The sequence below is a fragment of the Mesorhizobium sp. M7A.F.Ca.CA.001.10.2.1 genome (genome assembly GCF_003998575.1).
Lineage (GTDB): Bacteria > Pseudomonadota > Alphaproteobacteria > Rhizobiales > Rhizobiaceae > Mesorhizobium.
In genome coordinates, this window is sequence record NZ_RZQY01000102.1 from 1 (window position 1) to 13,091 (window position 13,091).

At 63.0% G+C, this 13,091-nt stretch carries 12 protein-coding genes; 4 read left to right on the forward strand and 8 right to left on the reverse strand.

All coding sequences use genetic code 11. From position 1 onward, the window contains the following. The 8 genes from EN964_RS09570 to EN964_RS09605 all read right to left on the reverse strand — a co-directional run. Positions 1–242 (reverse strand): biotin/lipoyl-containing protein (locus EN964_RS09570; protein ID WP_306663784.1); only part of this gene is annotated, 242 nt, incomplete at its 3' end. Positions 243–289: 47 nt separating this feature from the next. Then, on the reverse strand, positions 290–3,277 hold the full coding sequence (locus EN964_RS09575; RefSeq protein ID WP_127276318.1) for a 2-oxoglutarate dehydrogenase E1 component: 2,988 nt from the start codon (positions 3,275–3,277) through the stop codon (positions 290–292). A 119-nt stretch (positions 3,278–3,396) separates the two neighbouring features. After that, positions 3,397–4,299, reverse strand: coding sequence for a succinate--CoA ligase subunit alpha (sucD, locus tag EN964_RS09580; protein WP_063173365.1), 903 nt, complete (start codon positions 4,297–4,299; stop codon positions 3,397–3,399). Positions 4,300–4,340: 41 nt separating this feature from the next. Continuing rightward, positions 4,341–4,712: a cupin domain-containing protein gene (locus EN964_RS09585; protein WP_127267774.1), complete on the reverse strand. Its 372-nt coding sequence runs from the start codon at positions 4,710–4,712 to the stop codon at positions 4,341–4,343. Between the two features lie 4 nt (positions 4,713–4,716). Next, positions 4,717–5,910, reverse strand: a complete 1,194-nt coding sequence (gene sucC / locus EN964_RS09590) for an ADP-forming succinate--CoA ligase subunit beta (RefSeq protein ID WP_024504973.1) — start codon at positions 5,908–5,910, stop codon at positions 4,717–4,719. Positions 5,911–5,953: 43 nt separating this feature from the next. After that, positions 5,954–6,922: a malate dehydrogenase gene (gene mdh / locus EN964_RS09595; RefSeq protein WP_013528846.1), complete on the reverse strand. Its 969-nt coding sequence runs from the start codon at positions 6,920–6,922 to the stop codon at positions 5,954–5,956. Between the two features lie 395 nt (positions 6,923–7,317). Next, positions 7,318–8,517 (reverse strand): cell division protein ZapE, encoded by a 1,200-nt coding sequence (gene zapE, locus EN964_RS09600; protein ID WP_127268404.1) that lies wholly within the window; start codon positions 8,515–8,517, stop codon positions 7,318–7,320. Between the two features lie 53 nt (positions 8,518–8,570). Continuing rightward, positions 8,571–9,110, reverse strand: a complete 540-nt coding sequence (locus EN964_RS09605; protein ID WP_023811288.1) for a protease inhibitor Inh/omp19 family protein — start codon at positions 9,108–9,110, stop codon at positions 8,571–8,573. A 262-nt stretch (positions 9,111–9,372) separates the two neighbouring features. Here EN964_RS09605 and EN964_RS09610 point away from each other — a divergent pair, with 262 nt between their 5' ends. From EN964_RS09610 to mtaB, 4 genes are all read left to right on the forward strand, one after another. Then, positions 9,373–10,392: an MBL fold metallo-hydrolase gene (locus EN964_RS09610; RefSeq protein WP_127268402.1), complete on the forward strand. Its 1,020-nt coding sequence runs from the start codon at positions 9,373–9,375 to the stop codon at positions 10,390–10,392. 83 nt (positions 10,393–10,475) lie between these two features. Then, positions 10,476–10,637 carry a DUF1328 family protein gene (locus EN964_RS09615; RefSeq protein WP_013528842.1) on the forward strand — a complete coding sequence of 54 codons (162 nt, stop codon included), beginning with the start codon at positions 10,476–10,478 and terminating at the stop codon, positions 10,635–10,637. 94 nt (positions 10,638–10,731) lie between these two features. After that, positions 10,732–11,616 (forward strand): diaminopimelate epimerase, encoded by an 885-nt coding sequence (gene dapF, locus EN964_RS09620; RefSeq protein ID WP_127268401.1) that lies wholly within the window; start codon positions 10,732–10,734, stop codon positions 11,614–11,616. Further along, a complete protein-coding gene (gene mtaB / locus EN964_RS09625; protein ID WP_127268400.1) occupies positions 11,616–12,929 on the forward strand; it encodes a tRNA (N(6)-L-threonylcarbamoyladenosine(37)-C(2))-methylthiotransferase MtaB in 1,314 nt (437 codons plus the stop codon). The genes dapF and mtaB overlap by 1 nt, the downstream gene beginning before the upstream one ends. The last annotated feature ends 162 nt before the right edge of the window (positions 12,930–13,091 follow it).

Sequence of the window (13,091 nt, forward strand, 5' to 3'; positions counted from 1 at the left end):
GCGCCACCTGCCGAAATCGAACCGAGCAGCGCACCGACACCGACCGTCTCGCCTTCCTTGGCGGTGATTTCGCTTAAGGTTCCAGCGGCGGCGGCAGGCACCTCCACCGTCACCTTGTCGGTCTCGAGCTCGACCAGCGGCTCGTCGGCGACGATCGCGTCGCCGACCTTCTTGAACCATTTGCCGATGGTCGCTTCGGTGACGGATTCGCCGAGAGTGGGAACGCGGATTTCGGTAGCCATTGTGCCTGTCCGTTTTCTTTCGGTTCTGTTATTCGCCCAGATCTTCTCTATTCGCCGAGCGCGTCTTCGAGCAAGGCGGCGAGCTGGGCGAGATGCTTCGACATCAGTCCGGTCGCCGGCGAGGCGGCGGCCGGACGGCCGGTGTAGCGCACCCGCTGATGCTTGGCATCGATATGCGCCAGCACCCATTCCAGATAGGGGTCGATGAACGACCATGCGCCCATGTTCTTGGGCTCCTCCTGGCACCACACCATCTCGGCATTGCGGAAACGCGACAGTTCGGTGATCAGCGCCTTGGCCGGGAACGGATAAAGCTGCTCGACGCGCAGCAGATAGATGTCGTTGATGCCGCGCTTCTCGCGCTCCTCGTAGAGGTCGTAATAGACCTTGCCCGAACACAGCACGACGCGGCGGATCTTCGAATCCTTGGTCAGCTTGATCGCCTGGCCGGAAAGCAGCTGCGCATCGTCCCACAGCAATCGGTGGAACGAGCTTTCGCCCGAAATTTCCGGCAGCGTCGACACCGCCCGCTTATGGCGCAGCAGCGACTTCGGCGTCATCAGGATCAGCGGCTTACGGAAGTCGCGCTTCAGCTGCCGGCGCAATATGTGGAAGTAGTTGGCCGGCGTCGTACAGTTGGCCACTTGCATGTTATCTTCGGCGCAAAGCTGCAGGAAGCGTTCGAGCCGGGCCGAAGAATGTTCCGGACCCTGGCCTTCATAGCCATGCGGCAGCAGGCAGACGAGGCCCGACATTCTGAGCCACTTGCGTTCACCCGAAGAGATGAACTGGTCGAACACCACCTGGGCACCGTTGGCGAAATCGCCGAACTGCGCTTCCCACAAGGTCAGCGCCTTCGGCTCGGCAAGGCTGTAGCCATATTCGAAGCCCAGCACCGCCTCTTCCGACAGCATCGAGTTGATGACTTCGTAGCCGGCTTGAGCGGCAGACAGATTGTTGAGCGGGATATAGCGGGTCTCGTCGCGCTGGTCGTAGAGCACGGAATGGCGCTGCGAGAAGGTGCCGCGTTCGGAATCCTGCCCCGACAGGCGGATCGGATTGCCGTCGAGCAGGATGGCGCCGAAGGCCAGCGCCTCGGCCGTCGACCAGTCGATGCCTTCGCCCGACTCGATCGCCTGGCGGCGGTTTTCGAGGGAGCGGATGATCGTCTTGTGCGCCTCGAAATCCTTCGGCACCTCGGTCAGCTTCTTGCCGATTTCCTTCAGCGTCTTGACCGGCACGGCGGTCTTGCCGCGCCTTTGTTCGTCCTGGTTGTCGGCCGTGCGCAGGCCAGACCAGGCGCCGTCGAGCCAATCGGCCTTGTTGGGCTTGTAGTGCTGGCCGACTTCCCACTCGGATTCCAGATGCGCTCGCCAGTCGGCCTTGAGCTGGTCGAGCTCGGCCTGGGTGAGGTGACCCTCGGCGATCAGCCGGTCGCCGTAGATCTGCACGGTCGTCTTGTGGGTGCGGATGTTGCGGTACATGATCGGCTGGGTGAAGGCCGGCTCGTCGCCCTCATTGTGGCCGAAGCGGCGGTAGCAGAACATGTCGACCACAACAGGCTTGTGGAACTTCATGCGGAATTCGATCGCCACCTTGGTGGCGTGCACCACGGCTTCCGGATCGTCGCCATTGACGTGGAAGATCGGCGCTTCGATCATCTTGGCGACGTCGGACGGATAGGGCGACGAGCGCGAGAAGCGCGGATTGGTTGTGAAGCCGATCTGGTTGTTGATGATGAAATGCAACGTGCCGGCGACGCGGTGGCCGCGCAGGCCGGACAGGCCGAGGATTTCCGCGATCACGCCCTGGCCGGCAAAGGCGGCATCGCCATGCAGCAAGAGCGGCAGCACCTTGGCGCGCTCTTCCAGCGGCACGATTTCCTCGCGGCTGCGGCCGAACAGATAATCCTGCTTGGCGCGCGCCTTGCCCATCACCACCGGATCGACGATTTCCAGATGCGAGGGATTGGCGGTCAGGGACAGATGCACCTTGTTGCCGTCGAACTCGCGGTCCGACGAGGCGCCGAGATGGTACTTGACGTCGCCCGAACCCTCGACCTCGTCGGGTGCGGCCGAGCCGCCCTTGAACTCGTGGAAGATGGCGCGGTGCGGCTTGGCCATCACCTGGGAAAGCACGTTCAGCCTTCCGCGATGCGCCATGCCGAGCACGATCTCTTTCATGCCGAGCTGGCCGCCGCGCTTGACGATCTGCTCCAGCGCCGGGATCAGCGCTTCACTGCCATCGAGGCCGAAGCGCTTGGTGCCCTTGTACTTGACGTCGATGAACTGCTCAAAACCTTCGGCCTCGACCAGCTTCTGCAGGATCGCCTTCTTGCCGGTGGCGGTGAAGGTGATCTCCTTGTCGGCACCTTCGATGCGGGCCTGGATCCAGGCCTTTTCCTCGGGGTCGGAAATATGCATGAACTCGACGCCGAGCGTCGAGCAATAGGTGCGCGTCAGGATTTCCAGCATCTGCCGGATGGTGCCGAATTCGAGCCCGAGCACATTGTCGAGGAAGATCGGCCGGTCATAGTCGGCAGCGGTGAAGCCGTAATTTTCCGGCGACAGCTCGTTGTAGTCCTCGAGCGGTTTGGCGATGCCGAGCGGGTCGAGATTGGCATGCAGATGGCCGCGCATGCGGTAGGCGCGGATCATCATGATGGCGCGCACCGAATCGCGCGTCGCCTGATGCACGTCGGCGTCGGACAGGACGACGCCGTTGGTGACCGCCTTGTCCTTGACTTTCTTTTCGATCGTCTTCTCGACGATACCCCAATTGCCGTCGAGCGCCGACACCAGTTCGCCATTGGCCTGCAGCGGCCAGGAGGGCTTGGCCCATGAGGCACCCTTGGCATTCCTGCGCACATCGCCGGCATCGTCCTTCAGCCCGGCAAAGAACTCCTGCCATTCGGGATTGACCGAGGCTGGATCGTCTTCATAGGCGGCATAGAGCGCATCGATGTAATCGGCGTTGCCGCCGTAAAGGAAAGAGGTGAGCGAAAATTGGTCGTTGGCCTGATCTTGTCTTGCCATTTTTGTCCGCGGAGCCCGGCTCCGTCTCCTGTTTTTGGAGGGAGTAGGGGAATAAGGGAATAGGGGAGTAGCGCTTTTTGCCGCTGCTATTTTCCCTACTGCCCTACTCCCCTATTCCCTTAACCTTTGATCGCCTCGACCAGTGTCGTGCCCAGCCTTGCCGGCGAGGGCGATACCTTGATGCCGGCCGATTCCATCGCCGCGATCTTGTCTTCGGCGCCGCCCTTGCCGCCGGAGATGACCGCGCCGGCGTGGCCCATGGTGCGGCCGGCCGGCGCCGTGCGCCCGGCGATGAAGCCGGCCATCGGTTTCTTGCGGCCACGTTTGGCTTCGTCCTTGAGGAACTGCGCGGCGTCTTCCTCGGCCGAACCGCCGATCTCGCCGATCATGATGATCGACTTGGTCTCCTCGTCGGCGAGGAACATCTCGAGCACGTCGATGAACTCGGTGCCCTTGACGGGGTCGCCGCCGATGCCGACGGCGGTGGTCTGGCCGAGGCCGACATTGGTGGTCTGGAACACTGCCTCATAGGTAAGCGTTCCCGACCGCGAAACAACGCCGACCGAGCCCTTGCGGAAGATGTTTCCGGGCATGATGCCGATCTTGCATTCGTTGGGCGTGAGCACGCCCGGGCAGTTCGGCCCGATCAGCCGCGAGGTCGAGCGGTCGAGCCTGGCCTTGACCCTGATCATGTCCATCACCGGTATGCCTTCGGTGATGCAGATGATCAGCGGGATCTCGGCCTCGATCGCTTCGAGGATGGCTTCGGCGGCACCCGCCGGCGGCACATAGACGACCGAAGCGTTGGCGCCGGTCTTTTCCTTGCCCTCGGCGACGGTGGCGAAGATCGGCAGGCTTTCACCCTTGGCGCCGGTCCACGTCTCGCCACCCTTCTTGGGATGGATGCCGCCGACCATTTTCGTGCCGTGATAAGCCAGCGCCTGCTCGGTGTGGAACGTACCGGTCTTGCCGGTCAGGCCCTGCACCAGCACCTTGGTGTTCTTGTCGACGAGGATGGACATGGGAGCCCTTTTCTAAAAACCGTTGATCGAGGAAAACATGGTCAGAGCCGCTTCAGGTCAGCGACCGTGAGGTCGCTCTTGGCATTGCCGGTGTTGAGCGTCGTCGCCGGCTCGAACATCAGCACGACCGGTTCCGCGGTGAGCGAACGCGGCCGGTGCTCGACACCGCGCGGCACGACGATGAAGTCGCCCTCGCCGAGTTCGACCGGACCGTCGCGGAAATCGATGGCGATGCGCCCGCGCAGCACGAGGAAGGCTTCGTCCTCATTGTCATGCGCGTGCCAATCGAAGACCTCGCCGAACTTGGCGACCTTCGCCTGGCTGTCGTTGACGTCGCCGGCGATATGCGGATCGAAGACCTTCTTGATCTTTTGATCCGCCGCCTCGACCAAGTTTATCTTGCGCGGAGGCATCCGCTCAGCCCTTTACCGCCGCCACGATCTTCTTGGCTGCATCGTCGAGATCGTCGGCCGACACGACGTTGAGGCCGCTGTCGTTGATGATCTTCTTGCCGAGCTCGGCATTGGTGCCCTCCAGACGCACCACCAGCGGCACTTCCAGTCCGACTTCCTTGACCGCGGCAATGACGCCCTCGGCAATGATGTCGCACTTCATGATGCCGCCGAAGATGTTGATCAGGATACCCTTGACCGCCGGATCCCGGGTGATGATCTTGAACGCCGCCGTGACTTTTTCCTTGGATGCGCCGCCACCGACATCGAGGAAGTTGGCGGGCTCGGCACCATAGAGCTTGATGATGTCCATCGTCGCCATGGCGAGGCCGGCGCCGTTGACCATGCAGCCGATATTGCCGTCGAGCGCGACATAGGCGAGGTCGTATTTCGACGCCTCGATCTCCTTCTCGTCCTCTTCGGTGGTGTCGCGCAGTTCGAGCACGTCAGGGTGGCGGAACAGCGCGTTGTTGTCGAACGACACTTTCGCGTCGAGCACGCGCAGCCGGCCGTTCTTCATGACGATCAGCGGGTTGACCTCGAGCAGGCTCATGTCCTTTTCGACGAAGGCTTTGTAGAGGATCGGGAACAGCGTATCGCCGTCCTTGGCAGCATCGCCGTCGAGCTTCAGCGCACCGTTGAGCGCCTTCAGGTCGGCCGATGTGACGCCTTTTTCCGGATCGATGGCGACAGTGATGATCTTCTCCGGCGTGTCATGCGCGACCGCTTCGATGTCCATGCCGCCCTCGGTCGAGACGACGAAGGCGATGCGGCCGACCGAACGGTCGACCAGGATCGACAGATAGAGCTCGCGTTCGATGTCAGCGCCGTCCTCGATATAGAGGCGGTTGACCTGCTTGCCGGCCGGGCCGGTCTGCTTGGTCACCAGTGTGTTGCCCAGCATCTCGTTGGCGTTGGCGACGACGTCGGCCACCGATTTCGCCAGCCGCACGCCGCCCTTGGCGTCCGGGCCGAGTTCGGTGAATTTGCCCTTGCCGCGGCCGCCGGCATGGATCTGGCTCTTCACCACATAAAGCGGGCCCGGCAGCGCCTTGGCGGCGGCTTCCGCTTCGCTCGCCTTGAACACCGGCACGCCTTCGGCCACGGGCGCGCCAAAGCTCTTCAGCAGCGCCTTGCCCTGATACTCATGGATGTTCATCTGGAAGGTCTCCGGATCGACTGGGGGTTCACTTGCTGGAGATTCATTTGGAGGCGAGTTGCGGCGCGATCTTGACGCAGGCCTCGGTCAGACCCTGCACCGTCGCCACCGAGGAGTCGAACATCTTCTGCTCGCTCTTGTTGAGCTCGATCTCGATGATACGCTCGACGCCGCCGGCGCCGATCACCACGGGAACGCCGACATAGGTGTTCTTGACGCCATACTGGCCGGAGAGATACGCCGCGCAGGGCAGCACGCGCTTCTTGTCCTTGAGATAGGCTTCGGCCATCGAGATCGCCGAAGCGGCCGGCGCGTAATAGGCCGAACCGGTCTTGAGCAGGCCGACGATCTCGGCGCCGCCGTCGCGGGTGCGCTGCACGATCTGGTCGAGCTTTTCCTTCGAGGTCCAGCCCATCTTGATGAGATCGGGCAGCGGAATGCCCGATACCGTCGAATAGCGGATCATCGGCACCATGGAATCGCCGTGGCCGCCGAGCACGAACGCGGTGACGTCCTCGACCGAGACCTTGAATTCCTCCGCCAGGAAATAGCGGAAGCGCGCGCTGTCGAGCACGCCGGCCATGCCGACGACATGGCTGTTGGGCAGTCCTGAGAACTTCTGCAGCGCCCAGACCATGGCGTCGAGCGGGTTTGTGATGCAGATGACGAAGGCCTTCGGCGCATACTTCTTCAGCCCGGCGCCCACCTGTTCCATGACCTTGAGATTGATGCCCAAAAGGTCGTCGCGGCTCATGCCGGGCTTGCGCGGCACGCCGGCGGTGACGATGCAGACATCGGCGCCTTCGATGCCGGCATAGTCGTTGATGCCGGTGAGCCTGGAGTCGAAGCCATCGACCGGCGACGACTGCGCGATATCGAGCCCCTTGCCCTGCGGGATACCTTCGGCAATATCGAACAGCACCACGTCGCCGAGGTCCTTGAGGCCGATCATGTGAGCGAGCGTGCCGCCGATCATGCCAGAGCCGATAAGCGCTATCTTGTTGCGTGCCATGTGAGGATGTTTTCCCTTTGTCGGTGACGACGTCTCAAATCTCTGGTGACTTGATGGCGGCGTCGAAGAAGAGGCCGGAATGCTGCGGGGAACCGCGAATTTTCGCCGCACCCAATAGCCCCGGCACGGAAAAAATTCAAACGATTATTTTGGTGTCAGTATTTTCAATCGGTTAGATCACTTGGGATTTACGTAAACGTCAAAGTTTGTAAGCCGACTTTGGAAGAAATAACCGATGAAGACGGAAATCGTAAGGCCGAATGCGGGCGATGACACCCTTGTGATGCGGGTAACCGAGGAGGTTCGAGTTGTAGACGTCGGCGGGACAGCGCCCCCCCTCTGTCCTGCCGAGGGAGGGGACACGAAGGATTGCTACCGACGGATTCTCTGGAAATTCAGGCCTGCGCCTGCTGTGCCCCTGGCGCCGGCTTCCCCTTCTGCCGCGCCGCCCAATCCTCCAGCCAGTCGCGGCTTTGCATCTCGATCAGCCGCGATGCGGTGCGCTCGAACTCGAAGACTTCGACGCCGCGCTTGGCTGCATAAAGCGCTTGCGGCGGCGCATCGGCGCTCATCACCAGCCGCACATGATGGTCGTAGAGCGTGTCGATCAGAAGGATGAAGCGCTTGGCCTCGTTGCGCTTGCCTTCGCCGAGCACCGGGACATGGTCGATAAAAATGGTTGAGAAGCGACCGGCGATCGCCAGGAAATCGCGCGCGCCAAGCGGCTTTTCGCAGAGATCGGCAAAGGAGAACCGCGCCGCATCGCCCGCCGCGCGCGGCACGATCACCTGCCGTCCTTTGAGGGCAATCGATGTCTCGGCGGTCGGCGCGCCCCGCGTCATGGCTTGCCAGGCCTCGTCGAGTAGCTGGTCCGCCGCCGCATCGGCCGGCGTGACATAGACCGGTGTCCGGGCGAGCTTTTCCAGCCGGTAGTCTTTGTCGGCATCGAGCGCCAGCACCTGTGTGTGCCGCTCCAGTATGCCGATAAAGGGCAGGAAAAGCTGGCGGTTCAGCCCGTCGCTGTAGAGGTTTTCCGGCGCCACATTCGAGGTGGCGACCAGCACCACGCCGCTGGCAAACAGCGCCGAAAACAACCTGGACAGGATCATCGCGTCGGCAATGTCGGTGACCGAGAACTCGTCGAAGCACAGCACCCAGGCTTGCTCGGCAAGGGCCTTGGCCACCGGCGGGATCGGATCGTCTTCCCTGACGTCGCCATTCTTGCGCGCCTGCCGGTGCTTCTGGATACGGTCCTGCACGTCGGCCATGAAGTCGTTGAAGTGGACGCGGCGCTTGCGCCGCACCGGCAGCAAGTCGAAGAACATGTCCATCAGCATGGTCTTGCCGCGACCGACGCCGCCATGGATGTAGAGGCCTTTGACGGCCTCATCCGTCTCGCGCTTGCGGGCGAACAGCCAGCCCAGCGCGCTCGACTTATGCGCCAGCCGCTTGGCCGAAATCTCATCGGTCAGCCGGTCGAGTGCCGCAACGATCCGTTCCTGCGCCGGATCGCGGTCGATCGTACCGGTTTCCACCAGATGGTCGTAGCGCTGCCTGACGGTCGCATGGGTCTGGAGGCCGTCACGCAGATGCATCGGTCACGTCGTTCTGGAGCAATTCCGGGAACCGGAATTGCGTAAAACAAAAACTATCTCGTAAGCGAAATCGGCTGGCCGTTGGAAGTCTGGCCGTCGAATTTCGAGCCGCCCGAGGAATAGAGCCGCGCCAGCGCACCGCCGCTCTCGTCATAGAGCGTCAGCTGTTTGCCGGCGACGTTCCACGACTTGATGCCGTCCATCGGCGCCGGGCAATGCAGCGGCCCGGCGCGGAAGCCGGCGCCGAATTTGGTCTGCGGTGTCGCCACCTTGCAGCTCTGGCCCGCAACGCTGGCGTTCCAGACACCGGCGACGCTGGCGGCGGTCACGTCCGAAGCGCCGGCCGGCGCCGAGCCGTCCGAAGGCAGCGCGGCGACCTGGGTGTTCGCCGGCGCGGTCGGGAATTGCGAAGGGTCGGTGGTGCCGGGCGATGCCGGCGGCGGCAGTTGGTTCGCCGTCACCTTGCCGGCGGGCGCGGCCTCCAGCGGTGCCGGCTGCTGGTCATCCATCGAGGAAAAACGTGAGGTCGAACAGCCACTCGCAACGAGCGCCGCCAGCGATACGGCCACCAGACCGGTTTTCGAAAAAGTCATTCCAACCTCCGTCGGATCCGGCTGGGGGGAAGCCGTCCGCACAATCTCACCCCCACCAAGATGGAGAAGGTGGCGAAATTTCAACCCGATATGGTTAAAATACAGTTTGCAGCAAGAATTGTTGCAAATTTATCGCAATCGCGACGGCTGACCGTTTGTCGCGCGTCGCTTGGGAATTCCGGTCAACACTTCGTCGGTGGACGCTTGCGCGAACCGCCTTAGCGCCTATGTCTGGAAAACGAAACCCTGCTGGAGCCGCAAATTGGCCGCGAGAAAGACTGCCGCCAATCGCTATTACAGCGGCCCGCCCAGCGACCATTTCGACGGCGCATTGTTCTTCAATCCCGACGGCCGGCCACCCGGCCGTTTCGCCGACCTGCTGAAATGGCAGTTGAATGGCCAGCGCTCGAAATGGCCGGCGAGCGATGCAAGCCCCTTTCCGCAGGCGAAACCGACGGCTCGGGTCGAGGGCGCCGCGCTGGAAGTGACCATGGTTGGTCATTCCACCTTGCTGGTCCAGACGGCCGGTCTGAACATTCTTACCGATCCGGTGTGGTCGCTGCGCGCGTCGCCGCTTTCCTTCGCCGGACCAAAACGCATCAATGCGCCAGGCATCGCCTTTGCCGACCTGCCGCCGATCGACCTCGTGCTGGTCAGCCACAACCATTACGACCATCTCGACCTCGCCACGTTGAAGCGGCTGAAGGCCGGCCACGACCCGCTGGTGCTCACTCCGCTCGGGAACGACGCCATCATCGAAGCCGCCGTGCCCGGCATGCGACTGTCGGCGCATGACTGGGGCGACAGGGTCGGGATCGGCGATGGCGCCGCCGTCCATGTCGAGCCGGTGCATCACTGGTCGGCGCGTGGCGCCCGCGACCGGCGCATGGCGCTGTGGGCCGGCTTCGTCGTCGAAACGCCTGACAGCAAGCTCTATTTCGCCGGCGATACCGGCTTTCACAATGGCATCAACTACCGGCTGATGGCTGAGAAACATGGCGGTTTCCGCTTCGCCATCCTGCCGATCGGCGCCTATGAGCCGCGCTGGTTCATGGCGCCGCAGCACCAGAATCCGGAGGAGGCGGTGCAAGGCATGACGCTGTGCAATGCCGCCCATGCCGCCGGCTGTCATTGGGGCACCTTCCAGCTCACCGACGAGCCGATCGACGAGCCTGCGCGCAAATTGACCGAGGCGCTTGACGATCAAGGCATCCCGCGCGAGCGCTTTCGCGCCTTGCGGCCGGGCGAGGTCTGGGATGTGCCGGAGCACATAGCGCCCTGATCCGCATCGGTTTCGACGGAACCCCAGCGCGGCAACCGCGTTTTCAAGTGGTTGAAAAATCTGTCGGTTTGCGAGGCATTGCCATGCTCAAATGGATCATCATTCTCCTGATCGTCGCCGCCGCAGCCAGCCTGCTCGGCATGCCGGCGCTGGCAGGTGCCGCCGCCACCGGCGCGCGGATCCTTATCGGCATCGTTCTGATCATCTTCCTGCTGGTGGTGCTGGGCATTTTCGCCGTCACGTGAGTCCGGCGCTTTCGCCGTGACCAAGCGGCTGCGCACTGGTAATTCCTGCCCGTTTCCGCCATATAGCGCCAAACGGACACGGATTTCCGGAGCAATGGCCAGCACTGCCCCTTTCGCCAAGATGAACGGCATCGGCAACGAGATCATCGTTGCCGATATGCGCGGCCGTGCCGATCGAGTGACGGGGGCGGCGGCGATTGCGCTGAACGCCGATGCCGCGACCAGCTTCGACCAGATCATGGCGATCCACGACGCAAGGACGCCGGGCACCGCCTTTTTCATCGACATATTGAATTCCGACGGAACTGGCGCGCAGGCCTGCGGCAATGGCATGCGCTGCGTCGTCCAGGCGCTCGCCGCCGAGACCGGCCAGAAGATCTTCACCTTCGAAACCGTGGCGGGCATCCTCAATGCGCGCGAACATGCCGACGGCTCGATCTCGGTCGATATGGGCACGCCACGCTTCGGCTGGCAGGATATCCCGCTGGCCGAGGAATTCCGCGACACCCGCATGATCGAGCTGCAGATCGGCCCGATCGACGCGCCGGTGCTGCATTCCCCCTCGGTCGTCTCGACGGGCAATCCGCACGCCATCTTCTGGGTCGACAATGACGTCTGGTCCTATGAGCTCGACCGCTTCGGCCCGCTGCTCGAGAACCATCCGATGTTCCCCGAGCGCGCCAACATCACCATCGCTCAGGTTACTTCGCCCGAAACCATGATCATCCGCACCTGGGAGCGCGGCGCCGGACTGACCAAGGCCTGCGGCTCGGCCGCCTGCGCGGCCGTGGTGGCCGCGGCCCGCACCAACCGGACCGGCCGCAGCGTTAGCCTGTTGACGCCAGGCGGCGGTACGCTGCATGTCGAATGGCGCGACGATGACCATGTGGTGCTGACCGGCGCCGCCGAATGGGAATTTTCCGGCAGCTTCGACCCGTCGAACGGGACATGGGCCCGCGACACCGAAAGCGCGGCCTGATGTCCGCTCTGCCCAAGAGCCCGGTGTCCAAGGGCATCGATGTCGTCACCTTCGGCTGCCGGCTCAACACCTATGAATCGCAGGTGATGCGCCGCGAGGCTGAAAGTGCCGGTCTGGGCGCGCTGGAAGGCGGCGCTTTGATCTTCAACACCTGCGCCGTGACAGGCGAAGCAGTGCGCCAGGCCAAGCAGGCGATCCGCAAGGCCCGCCGCGACAACCCACGGGCACGCATCATCGTCACCGGCTGCGCCGCGCAGACCGAGCCTGAAAAATTCGCCGCCATGGACGAGGTCGATCTCGTGCTTGGCAATGAAGAGAAGCTGAACGCCAATTCCTATCGCGCGCTGCCGGATTTCGGCGTCAACGACACCGAGAAGGCGCGCGTCAACGATATCTTTTCGGTGCGTGAGACCGCAGGCCACATGGTCGACGCCATCGAGGGCCGGGCGCGCGCCTTCGTCCAGGTGCAGAATGGCTGCGACCACCGCTGCACCTTCTGCATCATTCCCTACGGCCGCGGCAATTCGCGCTCGGTGCCGATGGGCGCCGTGGTCGAGCAGGTCAAGCGGCTCGCCGGCAACGGCTATGCCGAGATCGTGCTGACCGGCGTCGACATGACATCATTCGGCGCCGATCTGCCGGGGGCGCCGAAGCTCGGCAAACTGGTGAAAACAATCCTGAAACAGGTGCCCGACGTGAAGCGGCTGCGGCTGTCGTCGATCGATTCGATCGAAGCTGACGACGATTTGCTCGATGCCATCGCCACCGAGCCCAGGCTGATGCCGCATCTGCATCTGTCGCTGCAATCGGGCGACGACATGATCCTGAAGCGGATGAAGCGAAGGCACCTACGCGATCAGTCGATCCGCTTCTGCGAGGATGTGCGCAAGCTGCGCCCCGGTATCGTCTTTGGCGCCGACATCATCGCCGGCTTCCCGACCGAGACCGACGAAATGTTCGAGAACTCGGAAAAAATTGTCGAGGAGTGTGGCCTGACCCATCTCCACGTCTTCCCCTTCAGCCCACGCGAAGGCACGCCCGCCGCGCGCATGCCGCAGCTCCGCCGCGAGGTCGTCAAGCAGCGCGCCGCCCGGCTGCGTGCCGCCGGTGAAGCTGCCTATTTCAGGCATCTGTCGTCGCTCACCGGAACGCGCCAGTCGATCCTGATCGAGCGCGACGGCCTTGGCCGCACCGAGGGTTTTACGCTTGCCGCACTCGGCACGGGCGCACCGGGTGAGATCGTCGAGGCTGAGATATCAGGCCACGATGGTAGCAGGCTGATCGCGGCGCCCCTTGCCGCCCGCGCCGCCTGAGAACGCAAAGCATGGCTGGTTTTTTCAAGAAGATATTTTCGTTCGGCAAGAAAGAGGTTGTCGAGGAGCGGATCGACGAGACCGCCCCGCTGCCGCCGATCAAATGGGAAGCACTCGATGCGCTGAAGCCGGCGGCCGAACAGGTCGTTCCGGAGTTCTTGA